The organism is Pannonibacter anstelovis (genome assembly GCF_036881715.1).
Classification (GTDB): domain Bacteria; phylum Pseudomonadota; class Alphaproteobacteria; order Rhizobiales; family Stappiaceae; genus Pannonibacter; species Pannonibacter anstelovis.
Genome location: NZ_JBAKBF010000004.1, coordinates 1 through 18,881 on the forward strand (window position 1 = coordinate 1; position 18,881 = coordinate 18,881).

General features: G+C 60.6%; 17 protein-coding genes and 1 tRNA gene. 5 read left to right on the top strand and 13 right to left on the bottom strand.

The window, feature by feature from the left end; genetic code table 11:
- Positions 1–268 precede the first annotated feature (268 nt).
- Positions 269–862, bottom strand: a complete 594-nt coding sequence (locus V6L75_RS07660) for a hypothetical protein (RefSeq protein ID WP_334250922.1) — start codon at positions 860–862, stop codon at positions 269–271.
- Positions 863–1,059: 197 nt separating this feature from the next.
- Between V6L75_RS07660 and mtnA the strand changes: the two genes are divergently transcribed.
- Positions 1,060–2,160 carry an S-methyl-5-thioribose-1-phosphate isomerase gene (gene mtnA / locus V6L75_RS07665; protein ID WP_334250923.1) on the top strand — a complete coding sequence of 367 codons (1,101 nt, stop codon included), beginning with the start codon at positions 1,060–1,062 and terminating at the stop codon, positions 2,158–2,160.
- A gap of 8 nt (positions 2,161–2,168) precedes the next feature.
- On the opposite strand, the gene V6L75_RS07670 is transcribed toward mtnA, so the two are convergent.
- On the bottom strand, positions 2,169–2,792 hold the full coding sequence (locus V6L75_RS07670; RefSeq protein ID WP_334250924.1) for a GNAT family N-acetyltransferase: 624 nt from the start codon (positions 2,790–2,792) through the stop codon (positions 2,169–2,171).
- A 78-nt stretch (positions 2,793–2,870) separates the two neighbouring features.
- On the opposite strand from V6L75_RS07670, the gene V6L75_RS07675 reads away from it, so the two are divergent.
- Positions 2,871–3,257 carry a hypothetical protein gene (locus tag V6L75_RS07675; protein ID WP_334250925.1) on the top strand — a complete coding sequence of 129 codons (387 nt, stop codon included), beginning with the start codon at positions 2,871–2,873 and terminating at the stop codon, positions 3,255–3,257.
- Between the two features lie 43 nt (positions 3,258–3,300).
- On the opposite strand, the gene flhA is transcribed toward V6L75_RS07675, so the two are convergent.
- From flhA to V6L75_RS07720, 9 genes are all read right to left on the bottom strand, one after another.
- Complete coding sequence (gene flhA, locus V6L75_RS07680) at positions 3,301–5,457, bottom strand: flagellar biosynthesis protein FlhA (protein ID WP_425498720.1); 2,157 nt, start codon at positions 5,455–5,457, stop codon at positions 3,301–3,303.
- Positions 5,458–5,485: 28 nt separating this feature from the next.
- On the bottom strand, positions 5,486–6,841 hold the full coding sequence (flbD, locus tag V6L75_RS07685) for a sigma-54-dependent transcriptional regulator FlbD (RefSeq protein ID WP_050474951.1): 1,356 nt from the start codon (positions 6,839–6,841) through the stop codon (positions 5,486–5,488).
- A 19-nt stretch (positions 6,842–6,860) separates the two neighbouring features.
- Complete coding sequence (gene fliN, locus V6L75_RS07690) at positions 6,861–7,199, bottom strand: flagellar motor switch protein FliN (RefSeq protein ID WP_334250926.1); 339 nt, start codon at positions 7,197–7,199, stop codon at positions 6,861–6,863.
- Entirely contained in the window at positions 7,196–7,900 is a 705-nt protein-coding gene (locus V6L75_RS07695) for a FliH/SctL family protein (RefSeq protein ID WP_334250927.1), read from the bottom strand. Before V6L75_RS07695 ends, fliN begins: the two co-directional genes overlap by 4 nt.
- Before the next feature lie 26 nt (positions 7,901–7,926).
- A complete protein-coding gene (gene fliG / locus V6L75_RS07700) occupies positions 7,927–8,961 on the bottom strand; it encodes a flagellar motor switch protein FliG (protein WP_425498723.1) in 1,035 nt (344 codons plus the stop codon).
- 18 nt (positions 8,962–8,979) lie between these two features.
- Entirely contained in the window at positions 8,980–10,596 is a 1,617-nt protein-coding gene (fliF, locus tag V6L75_RS07705) for a flagellar basal-body MS-ring/collar protein FliF (RefSeq protein ID WP_334250929.1), read from the bottom strand.
- A gap of 459 nt (positions 10,597–11,055) precedes the next feature.
- Complete coding sequence (gene sciP, locus V6L75_RS07710) at positions 11,056–11,331, bottom strand: CtrA inhibitor SciP (RefSeq protein ID WP_019963894.1); 276 nt, start codon at positions 11,329–11,331, stop codon at positions 11,056–11,058.
- A 292-nt stretch (positions 11,332–11,623) separates the two neighbouring features.
- The gene (locus tag V6L75_RS07715; protein WP_334250930.1) at positions 11,624–12,286 is read right to left on the bottom strand and encodes a flagellar hook assembly protein FlgD; all 663 of its coding nucleotides are present in this window, start codon (positions 12,284–12,286) and stop codon (positions 11,624–11,626) included.
- Between the two features lie 54 nt (positions 12,287–12,340).
- A complete protein-coding gene (locus V6L75_RS07720; RefSeq protein WP_334250931.1) occupies positions 12,341–14,458 on the bottom strand; it encodes a flagellar hook-length control protein FliK in 2,118 nt (705 codons plus the stop codon).
- A 388-nt stretch (positions 14,459–14,846) separates the two neighbouring features.
- On the opposite strand from V6L75_RS07720, the gene mnmA reads away from it, so the two are divergent.
- The 3 genes from mnmA (at position 14,847) to V6L75_RS07735 (ending at position 17,936) form a co-directional block, all read left to right on the top strand.
- A complete protein-coding gene (mnmA, locus tag V6L75_RS07725; protein ID WP_334250932.1) occupies positions 14,847–16,031 on the top strand; it encodes a tRNA 2-thiouridine(34) synthase MnmA in 1,185 nt (394 codons plus the stop codon).
- Between the two features lie 587 nt (positions 16,032–16,618).
- Positions 16,619–16,695 (top strand) — tRNA-Met (locus tag V6L75_RS07730).
- A 350-nt stretch (positions 16,696–17,045) separates the two neighbouring features.
- Positions 17,046–17,936, top strand: coding sequence for a DUF7946 domain-containing protein (locus V6L75_RS07735; protein ID WP_334250933.1), 891 nt, complete (start codon positions 17,046–17,048; stop codon positions 17,934–17,936).
- Positions 17,937–18,017: 81 nt separating this feature from the next.
- Here the strand turns inward: V6L75_RS07735 and V6L75_RS07740 are convergent, their stop codons facing one another.
- Positions 18,018–18,563: a GNAT family N-acetyltransferase gene (locus V6L75_RS07740; RefSeq protein WP_334250934.1), complete on the bottom strand. Its 546-nt coding sequence runs from the start codon at positions 18,561–18,563 to the stop codon at positions 18,018–18,020.
- The gene (locus tag V6L75_RS07745; protein ID WP_334250935.1) at positions 18,560–18,868 is read right to left on the bottom strand and encodes a type II toxin-antitoxin system TacA family antitoxin; all 309 of its coding nucleotides are present in this window, start codon (positions 18,866–18,868) and stop codon (positions 18,560–18,562) included. The genes V6L75_RS07740 and V6L75_RS07745 overlap by 4 nt, the downstream gene beginning before the upstream one ends.
- Positions 18,869–18,881 lie beyond the last annotated feature (13 nt).

An 18,881-nucleotide genomic window follows, 5' to 3' on the forward strand; every position in this document is an offset into this window, starting at 1 on the left:
CGGCTCACGGTCTTCAAGATCAGGGGCCCAACGGCCTCCGTCCCGCAATCACAATGACAGACTTTCGATACACAGGGGCCCACTCGTTCGCAGAGAGCAGCCATTGTCCAGAGCGGTCCAGAGGCGTGATTTTTTTCTCGTGCAAGCAGCTTTGCCGGGTCTCTTCTTTACCGCTCTGGAAACGAGTGGTCCCCGGACCTCCGCTTCGCTCTCGTCCGGGGCGACTGCCTGAGCAAAACCGGCCCCAGTGACGGCAGCAGACTGCCCCTCACAGCATCGGATAGGCGAACCAGGCAAAGGCGATCAGGCCCACGGCACCGGCGAACGATCCCACGAGGAATGACAGGGCAACCGGCCCCCAAACGGACGATCTCCCGGTACGGCCATTGTTGCCAGCGATGGCTGCTTTCATGCGCTTGTCCAGCCAGTCGCCTTCCAGCGCCCGCTCCCGCTCGATGATGCGCTCAGCGATATATTCCGTCACGCAGTCCGCCATATCATCAATGTCGGCGGTCTCCAGAATGACGAGACGTCCGAGACGGGTATCCTTGAGGAAACGGTAGGTCTTCAGATCGCCCGCAACGACAATGTGACTGGTTACATCGATCCAGAGGCGCGGCGTCGAGCCCGGAATGATCTGGAAGGAAAACTGGTCGTCATCCTCCGGAACTTCCTTGAAGACATCCTGCAATTCCTCGGCCAGCATCTTCAGGCGGACACGCTCCGTGTCCTGCAGATCGATGACCACATCGGCCCGCTCGGCCTCGCCAAGGCGCACCTTGCGCAAGGTTTCACGCAGGCTCCGGACCTTGGAATGGGGCACCACGGTCGCGGCCGGTCTTGTGGTCTTCTGATCTGCCATGTGTTGTCCCGAGTCGTTTGCTGCTTTTGCCTTAAGCGGACTTTTACGGATCAGCGTCCTACTGGAAACCGGGGCAACCGGCTGGAAACCGCTCTTCCACTGGCAATGTCGCAGCTGTGGTTAACAAGTATTAATATATTCAGGTCCGCACGGCCAGACGCCGCGCAGCAAAAAACCGGAACAGCAGGATTTCACCCATGAAAGTCAATGGCATCCCCTACCGGACCATATGGCGGAGCAAATCCGGCACGGGTGTAACCATTCTGGACCAGACCTTGTTCCCGCATGCGTTCGAAACACGGGAACTGACAACCGCGGCAGAGGCTGCCGAAGCGATTCGCACCATGCGCGTGCGGGGAGCCCCCCTCATCGGCGCGACCGCAGCCTATGGCATGTGGCTGGCGATGCAGGCAGATCCAGGCGACATGGCCCTTGATGAAGCTGCCGCCATGCTGGTGGATACACGGCCAACTGCCGTCAATCTCGCCTGGGCGGTTGATATCTCCCGCAGGTCCCTGATCCATCTGGCGCCGGAGTTGCGGGCCGAAAAGGCCCTGCAGGTGGCCGAGCGGATCTGCGACGAAGATGTGGCCACCAATATGGCCATCGGTCTGCATGGACTGGACCTCATCAAGTCGGCACTCGCCCGCAAAAGCTTCAGCGAACCAGTCAATATCCTCACTCACTGCAATGCCGGCTGGCTGGCGACAGTGGACTGGGGCACGGCAACAGCCCCCATCTACATGGCCCATGATGCCGGCATCCCGGTCCATGTCTGGGTGGACGAAACCCGTCCGCGCAATCAAGGCGCATTCCTTACAGCCTGGGAGCTGGGCAAGCACGGCGTGCCGCATACCGTCATCTGCGACAATGCCGGGGGACACCTGATGCAGCATGGCGCCGTGGACATGGTGATCGTCGGCAGCGACAGGACTACAGCCAACGGAGATGTCTGCAACAAGATCGGGACGTATCTGAAGGCGCTGGCAGCGAAGGACTGCAACGTGCCCTTTTACGTCGCCCTGCCCTCCTCCACGCTCGATTTTTCCATCAGCAATGGCCTGACGGGCATTCCCATCGAAGAGCGGGATGGCACAGAAGTCTCGACGATCGCCGGACGTGCTTCCGACGGAACCATCCGCCGCATCTCGATCGTGGCGGAAGGGTCCGAAGTTGCAAATCCGGCCTTTGATGTCACGCCTGCGCGCCTAGTAACGGGGCTGATTACCGAGCGCGGTGTGATCGAAGCCTCACGCCCCGCTCTGACGGCAGCATTCTCAGACAAGATCAGGCACTGACGCCGGGATCAGCCTGCAGACCGCCCCAGCACCGGCACGTGCGGTGCCGCCGTTTCCGGGAGATGGCCAGAGAGGCGCGGATCATCAATCACTTCCACCGCCCGCTTGTAGGGCCGGAAGCCGTTCGCCTGATAGAAGCCTAGCGCCACCGGGCTGTCGCCGGTGCAGGTGTGGACAAAGAAGCGCTTCGTCTGCGGCCGCGACCAGGCGCGCCAAAGCGCTTCCTGCATCAGCCAGCGGCCAAGCCCGTGCCCCGTGGCCTCCCGTATCAGCCCGAAATAGACCAGCTCCACGTTCTCGGGATCAGCAAAATCCAGCTCCAGCAGCCCGGCATCAGCGCCGTCCTTGCGGACAATGCAGATCTCGCTCGAGGGGTTCGAGAGCGCTGCAGCCAGCTCCTCGCGCGTCATCAGCAGCCGGGAGAACCAGAGCCACTCTTCGCCCACCTTTCGGAAAAGCCTGAGAAAGCGATCCGCATCCGCCCCCTGAAAACGCTCAAGGCTTACGCCCTCCGGAGACTGATGAGGCGCTTCGAGCCCCTCGGGGGCGGCGGTCATTTCAAGATAGGTGGTGACCACTGCAACCTTTGTGTCCGGCAGATCCGTATAGCCGTTCATATTCAGTAGTGTCATCAGAGGGTCCTTGTACGCCACGCATCATGCCCCACCCGTAGCAGCGCCGCACCAGCAGAACAACAGGAACCCGGTGTCATGATGCCGGAAGAAGAATGGACCTGGCGCAAACTCCGCAAGCACTCTGCCCGCCCCTCTTGTAAACGGGCCAGTCAAAGGGCTGACATCACATATTTTGACGGAGTTTACCTTTCATTAACCATATGCACCAAGACTGGCCTTATGGCTACGATCGGAAACAACCCCAACCGCAACGCTAAAAAGCCAAGTCTCAAAGACTACAATGATGCCTGGGCACAAGTGCGCAAGCGTGCCGTTCAACGGACGATCAACCTCAACGCCCAGCTCAATCAGGCTTTTCAGCAGATCAACACTGGTGTCGCCCAGCAACAGGCGTCCAACGCCCTTCGCGGCAGCAACATCAGCGCGGCCTCAGCCATGTCACGGTTGAACATCCTGGTGTGACGGGACGCAAAAGGCCGGAGACTTTTACCTCTCCGGCTTTGCTTCAGATTGACCCGACCGTTTTCAGCTTCGCCCGGGGATGAACCTCATTCTGGCTCATCACAGTCGTATGGGCCCGGAAACGTTCAACGATGGAACGGACAAAGGGCCGCGTCTGCGGTGATGTCAGCAGAACCGGAACCTCGCCCTGCGTTGCAGCGTTTTCGAAGGCGTCACGCACGAGGGTGACGAACTCCTGCAGCTTCGAAGGCTGCATGGCGAGCTGGCGCTCTTCTCCTTCTCCGACGATGGCTTCCAGGAACGACTGCTCCCAGCGCGGGCTGAGCGCAATCAACGGCAGATAGCCGCCGGGCGCCATATTCGCCGCGCAAAGCTGGCGGGCCAGACGGCTGCGCACATGTTCGGCAATCGTGTTTGTGTTGCGGCTAAAGCCAACCGCCTCTGCAATGCCTTCCAGAATGGTACCAAGGTCGCGTACGGAAACACGCTCGCCCAGCAGGGTCTGCAGCACACGCTGCACGCCCGACACGTTGATCTGCGAGGGGATGAGATCGTCCACCAGCTTGGCCTGATCGCCCTTGAGCTCCTTCAGAAGCTTCTGCACGTCGGCATAGGTCAGCAGCTCGGCGACATTGCCCTTGATCGTTTCCGTCAGATGGGTGGAAAGCACTGTCGCCGGATCCACAACGGTGTAGCCGCGCAGTGAGGCGTCCTCACGGTAGGCCGCCTCCACCCAGGTAGCAGGCAGGCCAAAGGTCGGTTCGATCGTATGTGTGCCCGGCAGTTTCACCTGACCGCCGGCCGGGTCCATGACCATATAACGGTTCGGATAAAGCGTGCCCTTGCCGGCATCCACTTCCTTGACCTTGATGACGTAGTCATTCGCCCCAAGCTGAATGTTATCGAGTATGCGCACGGGCGGCATGATGATGCCCATGTCCGAAGCAATCTGCCGGCGCAGAGCCTTGATCTGCTCGGTCAGCTGATCCGCGCCGCCGCTTTCCCTGCCATTGATCAAGGGCAGCAGGGCGTAGCCCAGCTCGATACGCAGCTCATCCATCTTGAGGGCATCGGTGATCGGCGGTTCAGGAGCGGGCTTCGGCGCTTCCTCGATCACCTTCTTGGCGACTGCCTCCGCAGCTTTCTGCTGCTTCGCATTTCCGGTCTTGAAGGCCAGCCAGCCAGCAAGCCCGGCCAGCGCGACGAACGGGATCATCGGCATGCCAGGCAGGAAAGCCAGTGTCAGCATGACAGCGGAGGACATGCCCAGCGCCTTGGGGTAGCCGGTAAACTGGGCCACCATTGCCTTGTCGGCCGATCCGGCTACACCTGCCTTGGACACCAGAATACCGGCGGCAGTCGAGACGATAAGGGCCGGGATCTGGGAAACCAGGCCATCACCGACGGTCAGCAGGGTGTAGTTCTGCGCTGCCTCTCCGAATGTCAGCCCCATCTGCGCCACACCGATGATGATGCCGGCAATGACGTTGATAAAGGTGATCAGCAGGCCCGCAATCGCATCACCGCGCACGAATTTGGACGCACCGTCCATGGCGCCGAAAAAGGTAGACTCTTCTTCCAGCTGCTTGCGGCGGCGGCGGGCCTCCCCTTCGTCGATCAGCCCGGCCGATAGATCGGCGTCGATCGCCATCTGCTTGCCGGGCATGGCATCCAGGGTGAAACGTGCCGCCACTTCCGCGATACGGCCCGAACCCTTGGTGATGACGATGAAGTTCACGATCACCAGAATGGCAAAGACAATGATGCCGATGACGAAATTGCCACCCATCACGAAGTTGCCGAAGGATTGAATCACATGCCCGGCCGCAGCCGTACCCTCATGGCCATTGGCAAGGATCAGGCGCGTCGAGGCAAGGTTCAGCGCCAGCCGGAGCATGGTGGCGATCAGCAGGACTGTCGGAAAGGACGAGAACTCCAGCGGCTGCTGGATAAACAGGCCGGTCATCAGGATCATCACCGAAAAGATGATCGAGATGGCCAGGAACATGTCCAGCATGACCGAGGGCATCGGCACGATGAGCAGGACGAGAATGACCATAACGCCGATGGCAAGGCCCAGATCGCCCTGCCTCAGCGCACGCCAGATATCGCCTATGTTTGGCATCGGGACGCCAGTCCCCGGTCCGCGCCCTCCGGGCGGCGGCGGAGCGCCGGTGCCATTTGCTGATGCTTCACTCATGCAGCGTCCTTAAAAATCAGCAAGCGCTTCAGACCCGCGCCTCGCCCGGACCAGGCACATGGATGCCCTCATCCGTGTACTGGTTCAGCTTGTTGCGCAAGGTCCGGATCGAGATGCCAAGGATCTTGGCCGCATGGGTGCGGTTCCCAAGGCAATGGTCCAGCGTGTCAAGAATGAGATCCCGCTCCACATCGGCAACCGTACGCCCCACGAGCGAACGGTTGACGGCTTCAGCCGCCTGTGCCGCCCGTTCCACCGGGCCGCGCGGCGCCGACGCAAGCGGTGTCCCGTCCGGCATGCGGATCGCATCAACCCCGATCTCCGGCCCGATGGCGAGCAGAACGGCGCGGTGGATGGTGTTCTCCAGCTCGCGGACATTGCCCGGCCAGGGGCTGGTGGTCAGCGCCCGCCGCGCATCCGGGCTGATGGGCCGCACCGGGGCACCATTCACCTGCGCATAATGGCGGGCGAAATAGTCGGCGAGCTCCAGGATATCGGCCGGACGCTGGCGCAGGGGCGGCAGCTTCAGGTTCACCACATTGAGACGGAAGAGCAGATCCTCACGGAAGGTTCCCTGCCGCACGCTTTCCGCCAGATCCCGGTTCGACGTGGCAATGATACGGATATCCACCGGCACCGGCCGCGTGCCGCCCACCCGGTCGATCACCCGTTCCTGAATGGCGCGCAGAAGCTTTGCCTGCAGGCGCACGTCCATTTCGGAAATCTCGTCCAGCAGCAGTGTGCCGCCATCTGCTTCCTCGAACTTGCCAACCCGGCGGGCGACGGCACCGGTGAAGGCACCCTTCTCATGGCCGAAGAGCTCGGACTCCAGCAGATGCTCGGGGATAGCCGCGCAGTTGATGGAAATGAACGGCTTGCCAGAACGGGAGGAACTGCGGTGCACGTGGCGGGCAATGACTTCCTTGCCCGTGCCGGATTCACCGGTGATCAGGATCGAAGCATCGGAAGGAGCCACCTGTTCAGCCAGTTTCACGACGGCAGCCATGGCCTCGTCGCGGTAAATCAGGTCGCCGCGCTCTTCCGACACGGCGGACAGAACCGCCGCGATCATGTCCGGATCAGGCGGCAGCGGGATATATTCCTTCGCGCCAGCCCGGATGGCTGCCACTGCCGCACGGGCGTCGGTGTCCGTGCCGCAGGCAACGATCGGCACATGAATGCGCTCGTCCGTCAGCCGCGCAATCAGCGAACCGATGTCCAGTTTTACCTCGACCATCAGCAGATCCGCGCCACGGCCGGAGCGCAGCACCTTCAGCGCCCCCTCGATGTCATCCGCATGGGTGACCTGAGCGCCGCGCTGCATCGCGATTTTCGAGGCTGTCGTAAGCTGGCCGCCAAGCGTCCCAACAATCAGCAAGCGCATCTTCGTCTCCTGCCCGCTCTCAGCGGTCGGTCTTGATAATCTCGGTCATGGTCACGCCCAGCTTATTCTCGACCACCACAACTTCCCCGCGGGCGACCAGCCGGTCATTCACATAAATATCGATGGCCTCACCGACCTTGCGGTCGAGTTCCAGCACCGTTCCAGATGCCAGCTTCAGCAGGTCTGCAACATGCATCTTGGAATGGCCCAGAACGGCCGAGATACGCACTGGCACATCAAACACGGCCTCCAGATCGGCCGCTGAGGAAGCGTGGCCGATATCCCCCCGCTCTTCCCGGCGCCGGCCTGGGCTTTCAAGTTCGTCCAGCGGAATTCCGCCATCGCCTGTGTTGCTCATGCCTCAGTCTCCCCGGTTGCAGCCGCCTCACGGGCCTGAGGCCGCGCACGGGCAGCAGCCTTGGCCTGGAAATAGCCGCGAATGATCTCGTCAATCTGCTTCTCAATGGCCTTGCGATCCCGAAGGATACCGCCATCGGCCCATTCAATCCGGCAATCGCCGCGCTCGACCTCGGCTTCTCCAAGGATGACGAGACGCCCTTCGAACCCCTTTTCCTCGATGAGAGGATCCATGCGCTTCTTCAAGGCATCAACATCCCGGGCAGCTACACGGATGACCAGGTGCGGAGCTTCACGCAACGGACCGAGACACTCCGACACCAGCGCCACGATCTCACCCAGCGGGCTGCGCGCAATCAGATGTGCACACAGCCGCCGGGCGACGAGAAAGGCGAGTGAAATGGCGTCCCGCTGAACCTCTTCGCGAAAGCCATCAATTTCGTCAAAGACCTGCTGAGCGGCATTCACAAGACGGGCCGCCTCATCCGCAAGCCGGCGCTCCTCACCGGCACGCGCCTCTTCCATGCCTTCAGCCCGGCCCTTGCTGCGCGCATCGGCAATGGCGGCCGCCAGCAGGGCCTCATGCTGGGCAACCGGCATCATCGGCACGGCCGGTTCCTGCGGAACCTCCTCGGCCGGAGCGTCAGGAGCCGCAAAGTCCGTGCTGAACAGGAATTTCGACGGTGTCGTGAAGCGTGACATGCTTCCGCTCTAGACCTCGCTTGTCATCAGTAGATGATCTCGTCGTCGCTCTTCGACTTCGCGATCATGATTTCACCGCGCGCAGCCAGATCCTTTGCTGTCGCCACCATGGCGGATTGGGCTTCGTCCACATCACGCAAGCGCACCGGCCCCAGTGCTTCCATGTCATCCCGCAGCATTTTCGCAGCACGGGAGGACATGTTGCCGAAGAAGAAGTCGCGCACCTGATCGGTAGAGCCCTTCAAGGCGATGGTAAGACGGTCCTTCTCCACGTTGCGCAACAGGGTCTGGCAGCTGGCCGCATCAAGCTTCATCAGATCATCGAAGGTGAACATCAGGTTCTTGATGCGCTCGGCCGACTCGCGGTTCTCTTCTTCAAGCGCCGCCAGGAAACGGGCTTCCGTCTGCCGGTCGAAATTGTTGAAGATATCCGCCATCATCTCATGGCTGTCGCGGCGGCTCGTGTTGGTGAGGTTCGACATGAACTCCTTGCGAAGCGTCAGCTCGACCTTCTCCAGAACTTCCTTCTGGACCGCCTCCATGCGCAGCATGCGGTTGATAACCTCAAGCGCCAGATCCTCCGGCAGGATCGACAGCACCCGGGCGGCATGATCCGAATTGATCTTTGACAGCACCACGGCAACGGTCTGCGGGTATTCGTTCTTCAGATAGTTGGCAAGAACGTTCTCCTGCACATTGGAGAGCTTCTCCCACATGTTGCGGCCTGCAGGACCACGGATTTCCTCCATGATCACCGACACCTTGTCCTGCGGCAGGAAGGCCGCCAGCAGGCGCTCGGTCGCATCCACGTTGCCCATCAGAGAGCCGCGCGAGCTGAGGCGCCGCACGAAATCGGCGAAAAGATCCTGCAGCATGTTGGGCGTGACAGGGCCCAGCTTGGCCATGGCTGCGGAAATCTGGCGCACCTCGATCTCGTCAAGGCGGGCCCAGATCTGCCGTCCATGGACTTCGCCAAGGGCGAGCATCAGAACCGCAGCACGCTCGGCTCCCTTGAGCTCCCGCTCAACACCGTCGTCACTGACTGTCAGCTGGTTCTGCATTTGACTTTGCGCCATGGGTTACGCTGCCTCTTCCAGCCAGCCGCGCACAATTGTGACGGCCTCAGACGGATAATCCTCGATCATTGCGCCCACCTTGGCGATGGAAGAGGCCTGCATGGCGCCTTCACGCTTGGCTTCCTCAAGCCATTCGATGACCACGCCGTCGTCTTCCTCTTCCTGCTGCTGCGGCAGCTCGCTTTCGGCCACCAGCGTGCCATCTGGTGCAATGACCAGTTCCTGGGGCTGCTTTTCATCCGGCGTCACGATGCGGCGCAGGAGCGGACGCACCACGAAGAGGAGCAGCAGGAGCGCGATCAGCATCAGCACGCCCAGCTCGGCAAAGCGCATGATATCATCACGGGTGAAGTCGAACATGCCGTCCGATGCAGGCTCAAAGTCAGCCTCCGGCGCCTGGGCAAAGCGCAGATTGACAACCTCGACGACGTCACCGCGGGCAGCGTCGAACCCAACCGCCGAACGGACCAGTACCGCGATCCGGTCAAGCACTTCCTGCGTGCGCGGCTCATACTCGAGGACACCATCCGCATTCGGCGTGTAGACGCCATCCACCAGCACTGCGACCGACAGGCGCTTCACGCTGCCTGCCTCGACCACTTCGGTCCGGGTCGCCTTGGAGATCTCGTAGTTGACGATTTCCTCGTTGAGGTTCGACGCTTCGACGTCACCTGTGCCGGCAGCCCCCTGATCCGCATTCGGCAGCTGGTTGCCAACGGTCACAGCATCCTGGCCCGCGCCGCGGCTGCTGGCTTCTTCCTTGGTCTGGGTTGAACGGACAACCTGACCTTCCGGATCAAAGCGCTCCTGCGTTTCCGTGATCCGGTTATGGTCAATCTGAGCGGCGACGCGCACACGGGCACGCCCCGGCCCGACCACACTGTTGAGGATTTCCTCGACCTGATTGCGCAAGCGCGTTTCAACTTCCGCCGTCCGTTCCTGCAACTGCGTGGACAGCATCGCTTCCGCGTTGTCATCCGAACTGGATGCCAGCAGACGCCCGGCGTCATCAACGATCGACACGCGCTCTGGGGTGAGGCCATCAACCGCTGCTGCCACGAGGTGCTGGATTGCACGGATTTCCCCGGCACCGAGCGAGCCGCGGACCTTGACCGCGATAGAGGCTGAGGGCGGCCGGGCATCACGCTGGAACAGCTGACGCTCGGGGATCACGAGATGAACGCGGGCAGAGACAATCCGGTCGATGGAGCGGATCGTGCGGGCCAGCTCACCCTCCATCGCACGCAAGTGATTGATGTTCTGAACGAAACTTGTGGCGCCAAGCGTGTCGGTCCGGTCAAAGATCTCGTAGCCGATGGAACCGCCGGTCGGCAGGCCATCCTCGGCCAGACGCATGCGGACACGGGCGATCTGCTCCTGCGGGATGAGAATGGTCGAACCTTCACGCCGCAGTTCGTACGGAATTGCCTGCTGCTCCAGCGACGTGACGATGGCCGAGGAGTCTTCCAGCGACAGATCAGAATAGAGCTGCGCCATCTGCGGTGCTGTCACCCGCAGAATGATGAAGGCGAACACACCAATGAGGATCGCCGCGACCGCCCCCATGGCGGCCACGCGCGCTGCACCCAGTGTTCTGATGAATTCGATCAATCCGTTCACGTTTGCCCGCTCGCGTTCGTTTGCCCTGCCCGGCACCTGAGGGAATCACGGCCCACTCTGACCTGCACCCCATTGTCCGATAGGCAAAATTTGCCCGCCAGAAGGTAAACAAGTTATTAACGAGTATTGATGCCAACCCGAAAACCGGCAGAATTCCGCCATCAATCCTTACCGGCGCCGCTTGCAAATAGCGAAATTCTGCCGGTTTGCGTTAATCAGTGGGTAACTTTTGACGAGACTGACCATCTGCAGCGCGCCAGCCGAGTCCGCTTCTAGCGGCCTGCAGCCGCATCGCGCCACCGGGAATCAGCGCCAGACCGGTTTGACCACAGATGGTTGCAGCACCACCTCAGATCCTTGTCTGAGGGCGGGCATAAAACAGAAAGGCCGGCCTCTTTCGAGGCCGGCCAGTTTTTTGGAGGTACAGACCGTACGTGCGGCGAGCCGCGCGCCGAACCGTCAGTTTCTATACTGCTGGATACGGGTCGCTCTCAGACCCGCCAGCCCATGGCGCTCAATCGAGCTCTGCCATGACAGAAACTCTTCGACCGTCAGCGTGTAACGCTGGCAAGCCTCTTCCAGGGAAAGGAGGCCGCCGCGGACAGCTGCCACGACTTCCGCCTTCCGCCGGATGACCCACCGCTTTGTACTGGGCGGCGGCAGATCGGCGATGGTGAGGGGGCTTCCATCCGGCCCAATCACATATTTCACACGCGAACGAATTTGCTCGGTCATTTTACTCTCACACAAACCATGACCAGGTCTTGAAGAGAGAATAGACAGCGGAGTTTAAAATTTACCTAAGCGCTCAGTTACATTGTATTAACTATGAAATTGCGATTTCTTGAGGTGGTAGTTAAGTTCCCCCTCCAGAATAGTTCGCCTTTTTCTTGCCAAATTGAGAATCTGTTTACCTTAAAGAAATCTTTGACAGCAGACCGAGGGCAGGAGGCGGTAAGCCGGCCAGATAAAAAGAGGCGCGGAAGTGACCTTCCGCGCCTCTTTGAGTTTTGATTCTCTGACGGACTCAGGTGGCCCGGGAAACGGACGTCACCGAACTCACCGGAATGGACACACCACCAATCTCCAGATAGGGCGTCCCGCTCGACAGGTCGACGCGGTCAACCGTGCCGGAGATCTGCGTGGTCGGCGTCACCTTGTTTCCAGCGGCATTGGTCAGCTGGAACGACACGGTGTAGCTGCCATCGGGCAGACCTACTCCGGTGGAGGACTTTCCGTCCCAGACGAACGTGTTGTTGCCCTTCGAAAAGTCCACCTTGCCTTCATAAACCTTGGCACCCGCAGAGTTCCGGATTTCGACCGTGCCGGAGGCAGCCTCCGGAGAATTGGCCTTCCAGGTTGCCTCACCATCTGCAAGCACTGTGCTGGCGCCGGTCGCAGTCACCTGAGAGCCAAGGTAGTTCACATAGGAAGACGCCTGACCCGCCTCCATCATGGCCATCAGGTTTTCAAGATACTCGTTGCTCTTGATGGCCTGTTCAACGCTGGAATATTGCACCAGCTGCTGGGTGTATTGCGAAGCATCCAGAGGCTCGAGCGGATCCTGGTTCTGGATCTGTGTGGTCAGCAGCGTCAGGAACAGGTCATAGCTGCCAAGCAGGGTCTCCTTGCTGGCTGCGCTTGAGCTCTGGGCTGTGTTTGCTGCGGTGTTCGCGGAAACTGTTGCCATTCTCTTCACTCCTGACACCGGCGGCCTGCAGCCAAGCCGGAGTTTTCACGCATACTAGATTCGGATATCGACGCCGCTGCGCCCGTTCTGACGGTAGAGCTGCACCACGCGTTCGCTGATGCCGCGTTCAGCCGTCTGACCGTCCTGTCCCTGCTGCTGACCCTGACGGCCAGACTGTCCGGAACCATTGCCTTGCCCGTCTCCCGAGAAGGCAAACTGGCGGTTGCTGCCCTCATCGCGCAGCGAGAACTGCAGTCCGCCTTGCTCTGCTTTCAGGCCGATCTGCTCAAGCGCACGCTCAAGGCCCTTGTGATCACGCATGAACATGTCGAGCGTTTCGGACTTGTCGACGATGAGGTGAGCCTCGACTTCGCCACCAGCCTTGACCTTCATATGCACCTCGATCCGGCCAAGCTCAGGCGGATCAAGCCGCATCTGGAACCGGCTCTGCCCGGCGCGGGAGTGCAGCTGGATCTGCCCGGCAATCTGGCCTGCAGCAGCCTGGGCCTGTGCCTGCGTGGGCACCTGCCCGGACACGGATGCCTGTGCCGTGCCTGTGGTTGCTGCTGTCTGCCCGTCAGCCCGGCCAAACCCCGTAAAATCCATCCGCCCGGCACGGGCATCCAGCGCCACGACAGGGTCTGTCCCCTTGTCGGCCTCGGCGCCATCCGGCGCAGCAGCATTTGCTGCAGCCTGACCCGCATTGATGGCAGCAGAGGCACCCGCCAGATCAGCGGCTTGCGTGCCCTTGGCGCCAGCGGCCTGCGTCCCAGGCTTTTCAGACGGGGCATTACCTGCAAAATCATACCGGCTGCCAGTACCATCCTTGTCCGCAGCCTGCTTCAGGGCTGCAAGCTGCGCAGCCTCATCAGACTGAACCGTCTGCGCGGCAGTTTCGGCAACAGCCGCAGCGGTCAGGCTGCCGGCAGCCACATCTGGCACCGCAGTGGCGGCTGTCTGCCGGGCCACCACCCCGGGACGGACAGTTGCAGCCATTGCATCATCCGCGCTGGCAGCAATGGCAAAACGCAGCGTCTCGACACCGTCCGGCTGGGCATCACCCGCAATGGCGGCGGCGGCCAGCGGCTGAGACGGCGCGCTGTCAGATACCGCTTGCGCACCTGCCGGGGAAACCGGCTGCAGACGCGTCTGAGCCTGAGACTCAAGCTGAAGCTGAGACTGAGCATCAGCAGAGCCCGTTGAGCCTGCCTTGACAGCGGCCGCGTCAGCCTGGGTGGCGCTTGCAGAGCGCGCAATGGCGGCCAGAACGTCCGGTTCCAGAGCTTCAGCCTCGCCCGGGGTCAGCCCTGCTGCAGCAAGCGCCGCCTCAAGACCAGCACCAGCCTGCGGCAAGGCCGTAGTCAATTGCGGAACCACCTGCTGCGCAGCGCCCGAGGCGGGAGCAGATGCAGCATCAGCAACGGCAGGAGCTGCAGCAACACCCGGCTGCGCAACCACAGGCGCATTGCCCGCGTCAGCGGAGGGCATACCCCCACCCGCTGGCGCGAGGGGCGCAGACAGGGAGGCATCAACCTGCGGCTGGGCCATACCGGGCGCAGCGGGCTGCGGCTGACCACCCGGCAGCGGCATATCCGGCAAGGCCGGAGTGATGCTGCCGCGCAGGCCGTCCACGCCGTTCAGCGCACCATCCTGAAAACCATTCTGCGCAGGAGCAGCAACAATGGGCTGCGGCGCAGGCAGAGGGGCAGGCATGATAAATGCCACCACCATCGCCGCTGCATCGGCCCCTGCCTCGCCTTCCAGCACCGGGGTGTCCACAACCGGCAGATCATCAGCAACAGCCTCGCCAGCCGCAGTGCCGGGAACCTGGGACGGCAACTCACCGGGAGCTGCAACCGGCACCTGCGGCAGGGGCAATGGCAGCGCAGCTTCCGCATCAATGGCCTGCGGCTCCACCACGGCGCCAGGCTGCAGCACCTGCAGGCCCTGCGCGTCAATGGCATTCTGAACCGGAGGACTGCCGGCGGCAGATGCATTCACCGGCGCAGGCTGCGCGCCCGGAAGCGGCGCCCCGGCCTCTTCCAGGCCCGCATTTGCCAGAACGCCGGCGAAGACACCTTCCGGCGCCTGACCGCCAGCAGAAGGCCCCGCGCCTGCACCTGCAGGCCCGCCCATGCCACCAAGATCGATCCGAAGCTGAAATGCCTGCACGGCAACCCTCGACGCTTGCCCACACGGGGCGGATTTATCCTTGCCAGTCAAAAGCAAGGACGGGGCCAGTTTCAGCACCCGCAAATTGTTGTTTTGAATCAAGAAAATGGCAGGCAAGAGCCATTTCCGCAGCGTGCCAGACCCGGCAAATCCTGCCCGGCACGGCAAGGCTTGCCCGGTCACTTGCAGCTTTTGCCGGGCCGATTGGCAGCAGCGCACCTTCGCTGTATACTGTGTGCATCTCCCGGACGGTCTGACCGCAGTTCCGCCGGGCTGCTTCCGGCGCAAGACCCGGGCAGCCTGACCGGACCACTCTTCCGCCAGCACCTTCCGGCCAACGCCCATCCCGCCCCCGGCCCTTGACCCCGGCGGAACGAGAGGACGCAGAATGCTGAATTCCCTTCATCTGCCGAAGCCCCCGGCAGAAACCCGTGTCGTTGTCGCCATGTCCGGCGGCGTCGACTCTTCCGTCGTCGCAGGCCTGATGAAGCGCGAGGGCTATGATGTCATCGGCATCACCCTGCAGCTTTATGACCATGGCGCTGCCGTGCACCGGGCAGGCTCCTGCTGCGCCGGGCAGGACATTCACGATGCCCGCCGCGTAGCCGAGCGCCTTGGCATCCCCCATTACGTGCTGGACTATGAGCGCCGCTTCAAGGAGCAGGTGATCGACCGTTTCGCCGACAGCTATCTCAACGGCGAAACACCGGTGCCTTGCGTGGCCTGCAACCAGACGGTCAAGTTCTCCGACCTTCTTGCGACCGCCCGCACGCTGGGCGCCGATGTGCTGGCCACGGGCCATTACGTGCGCACGGCCCCGGGCGCTGACGGCCACCACCAGATGTTCCGCCCGGCGGACCTCGACCGCGACCAGAGCTATTTCCTCTTTGCGACAACGCAGGAGCAGCTCGATTTCCTGCGCTTCCCGCTCGGCGGCATGCCGAAGGCCGAAGTGCGCGAGCTGGCCCGCGAATTCGGCCTGTCCGTCGCCGACAAGCAGGACAGCCAGGACATCTGCTTCGTGCCCAAGGGCAAGTACTCCGACGTGATCCAGAAGCTGCGTCCCGATGCGCTGGAGCCGGGCGACATCGTGCATCTGGACGGGCGCGTGCTCGGCAGGCACGAGGGCATCATCCACTACACCATCGGCCAGCGGCGCGGCATTGGTGTTGCCACCGGTGAGCCCCTTTACGTGGTGCATCTGGATGCGGCGCAGAAGCGTGTACTGGTCGGCCCCAAGGAGGCGCTCGCCACCCGCACGCTGGAGCTGCGCGACCTCAACTGGCTGGGCGCAACGCCTGCCACGGAAGGCATGCGCGCGGAAGTCTTCGCCAAGGTCCGCTCCACCCGCCCGCCGACCCCGGCAGTGCTGACCATTACAGATGGCATCACCAAGGTGGAACTGACTGATGGGGAAACCGGCGTCGCGCCGGGGCAGGCCTGCGTCTTCTATGACAGCGACGACAGCAGCGCGCAGGTTCTGGGCGGCGGCTGGATCGCCCGCGCCAGACCCCTCGGCCTCACCAGCCCCGCCTTCACCCGCGAGGAAAACCGGACGCTGCCGGCAGCGTGATACTGTCTTCCCGGTGAGCAGGCCTCACCGGGAGACCACATCCGGAAACCTGCAAGATCTGCTGGACGGCGTGCGCTTTGTGCCGCGCCGGGCTCTGCAGCTGACACCCTTCCCATCGCCGGAAACCAGTTGCATCCAAAAACGCTGCCGCCACCTGCCGGTCAGGCTCTCTCCAGTGCATTCCCCCGCGCCGTCCCGGCCTCCGTGCCGGGACCTGTCATGGACGCAAAGCTCACCCGCCGCGCCATCCGCGCCGGAGGATCATCCATACAATAAACTGAGTTATTCATGCATACGGTGCCACATCGCGCCTGCCGCATTAAAAGTAAGGCAACGTCATAAGCCCCAGCCCCAAGGCACCAGAAATCCGCCGGTTTCCCCGCATTTGCCGGACAGCTTCACCGCCGTCATCCACAGGCCGGACAGCCGCTTCTGCCGCCTGTCAAAATCCCGTCAAACCCCGCTTGACAGGAGCCCCCGCCCCTTCCTATAAGCTCCCCACACCGGCGCCACCGCGTCGCGCTAAAGCCTCTGCCCGCCGGACAGCACCAACCGCTCCGGAACTCCAAAACGGCAGACGGACGGATGGCGGAGTAGCTCAGTTGGTTAGAGCAGCGGAATCATAATCCGCGTGTCGGGGGTTCGAGTCCCTCCTCCGCTACCAAATTTCATGAAGTATACCTTGGTACGCCAAGCACTCTAGCGTGCTGCCTCCACATCTTAGATGCAGAGCTCGATTTAATCCAGATTTCAACTGGATAGATCTGAATGCGGCAGCGCGACACACGGCAGACATCAACGCATTTAAATACACCATCATCTTCCATGATTTTGATGCGGAATTAATCAGACCCCTTTTGATAATTGTGAAAAAAGGTTGCAATCATCCAATTGTTTCTATTTCAAATTGCTTTTCATAAAAAAAAGACATTACAGAAAATTTTGCCCGCTTGGGTATGACCTATACTGATTCGGTGGGTAGAATTTTAACTCCCGCCCTTGAAAGGAATTTTCATGGCATCCGTAGATTTCACTTTGAGCTACTCAGGCAGCTCATCAGAAAGTCATCTGATTGATTTCTACGATGTAGCGCTAGCTCTAGCTGGATTTCAACGATCCTTAGCACTTACAACTCATTTGATTCTAAATGACAATGTAATAACACAGGCGCCCTCTCTAACTGGAGCTAAAATCCTAGCGATCCCGCCGACAAACGGAAGCTGGAAATTTACTGCAACAGTATTGGCTGGAATATACGCGCTTGGCACCGCCCCCAGAGATACGCCAATCGGGCATCTAATTGCATCCGCATACGACTACGTGGTGTCTGAAACATTGGGATTTCACGTCGACTTTGACAAAACCCTTGGGCAAAAATACGATGAAATGCAACTAAAGCAAGATGATACAATAAAGAAATTACCTCAAGCCCGTTTTGACAGCGTCATCGAAAAGTGCGAAGTCGCGATTCGAGATATGCACCGGCCAATTATCAGCTCTGGAACCGCCCAGAAAGCTGCGATCTTTTCACAGATTGGCTCTCATACATCAAAATTCCAGCATGATTTGGACATTAAGACTTATGAAAATATTATGCACATACGAGAGGAGGAGCGTGCCGAGATATTCATAGGACGGGTATCAAGTTACAATATTAATACCTACAAGGGTCGCATTTACCTCAATTCTGAGGGAAGACCTGTCCCGTTTGAGTTAGGCGAGACAGCGCGTGCCTTTCTAGCTGTTTCATTAATTGCAAACAGTCTTGTGTCAAACGCGCACGACCGCATGCTTGTTGAAGGAGAAGTTTTACTTGAGGCCTATAGACGGGTGAGCAAGAGTGGAAAGCTGAAAAGCTTATTAGTCGTGGACGTCAGGAAAGTAGAATTTGGTGTTTTCTCTTGACGCCTTAGCTTAAAATATTCACTGTACCTGATGAGCGTAAAAAAATAATAGCCACTGAATAAATTTGATCAGCATGGCCCATTACGTCGAAATAACCTGACGCACCGTCCCAACCGGCAGGAACATCCGCAGCGGATTTGACGGCAGTGCCTGGAAACCATAGCCCGCATAGAGTCTCATCCGCCGCTCGACGAAGTCGGGGTTGCCGTCATCGAGAACATCCAGCACAACAACAGCGATCCCCAGATGCTCGGCAGCTCGGGCGACGCGCAGCAGAGCATCGGCCAGAAGGTCGCCGCCGTAGCCCTGACCAGCATAGCGCTGGTCCACGCCGATCATGGACAGGAACGCCGCCGGAATGGATCCATGCGCAGGCCGGGTGCGGGCGTATTTCGCCGGCAGGTCTTGATAGTCGATCGCATGGGCATTGAGCGCATAGAAGCCGATCACCGCGCCATCTGGGGTAGTCATCACATGGACGCGCAGATTACCGGCCTTCGCCAGCTTGTTTGCGGTCTTCTTGAAGAAGTTGTCAACCTGCTCAACACCACAGGAGAAAGCCGCCCGGTCGTGCTTGTCCGGATCGAACGGCTCTATGATGCTTTTCAGCGGTTCACCGTCAGTCACTTCGACAGTACACGCGACTTATGGCGGGCAAATGCGTCCTTCAGCTTCGCGGTCGGCTGTTGCGGCGTGTCGAGCGCTTCGAAAAAGGCGGCGTGATCGACAGGTTCAAGCATCGTACGCTCATGCGCGGCGATGGTTGCAAGCGCGGACTGGTAGGCGGCACTCATCGTGAATACGCTGTCGTCCACGCCGCTGAGCGCCGCAGCGCGCTGAATGATCTGTTTGATATGCGGCTTGGTACGAAAGTTCATTCGCTCGCTTGCGCGACCGTCAATGTCCTTCGTTGTATCATCAAATGCACGCATGGCTGTTATCCTC

Excerpts from the sequence above, each read along its gene's own strand:
- fliN (WP_334250926.1), bottom strand. The coding sequence starts at position 7,199 with ATGAGCAACACAGGCGATGGCGGAATTCCGCTGGACGAACTTGAAAGC.
- flhA (WP_425498720.1), bottom strand. The coding sequence starts at position 5,457 with ATGAGTGAAGCATCAGCAAATGGCACCGGCGCTCCGCCGCCGCCCGGA.
- V6L75_RS07660 (WP_334250922.1), bottom strand. The coding sequence starts at position 862 with ATGGCAGATCAGAAGACCACAAGACCGGCCGCGACCGTGGTGCCCCAT.
- mnmA (WP_334250932.1), top strand. The coding sequence starts at position 14,847 with ATGCTGAATTCCCTTCATCTGCCGAAGCCCCCGGCAGAAACCCGTGTC.
- V6L75_RS07735 (WP_334250933.1), top strand. The coding sequence starts at position 17,046 with ATGGCATCCGTAGATTTCACTTTGAGCTACTCAGGCAGCTCATCAGAA.
- V6L75_RS07715 (WP_334250930.1), bottom strand. The coding sequence starts at position 12,286 with ATGGCAACAGTTTCCGCGAACACCGCAGCAAACACAGCCCAGAGCTCA.
- sciP (WP_019963894.1), bottom strand. The coding sequence starts at position 11,331 with ATGACCGAGCAAATTCGTTCGCGTGTGAAATATGTGATTGGGCCGGAT.
- V6L75_RS07675 (WP_334250925.1), top strand. The coding sequence starts at position 2,871 with ATGATGCCGGAAGAAGAATGGACCTGGCGCAAACTCCGCAAGCACTCT.
- V6L75_RS07745 (WP_334250935.1), bottom strand. The coding sequence starts at position 18,868 with ATGCGTGCATTTGATGATACAACGAAGGACATTGACGGTCGCGCAAGC.
- V6L75_RS07695 (WP_334250927.1), bottom strand. The coding sequence starts at position 7,900 with ATGTCACGCTTCACGACACCGTCGAAATTCCTGTTCAGCACGGACTTT.
- mtnA (WP_334250923.1), top strand. The coding sequence starts at position 1,060 with ATGAAAGTCAATGGCATCCCCTACCGGACCATATGGCGGAGCAAATCC.
- fliG (WP_425498723.1), bottom strand. The coding sequence starts at position 8,961 with ATGCAGAACCAGCTGACAGTCAGTGACGACGGTGTTGAGCGGGAGCTC.
- V6L75_RS07670 (WP_334250924.1), bottom strand. The coding sequence starts at position 2,792 with ATGACACTACTGAATATGAACGGCTATACGGATCTGCCGGACACAAAG.
- flbD (WP_050474951.1), bottom strand. The coding sequence starts at position 6,841 with ATGCGCTTGCTGATTGTTGGGACGCTTGGCGGCCAGCTTACGACAGCC.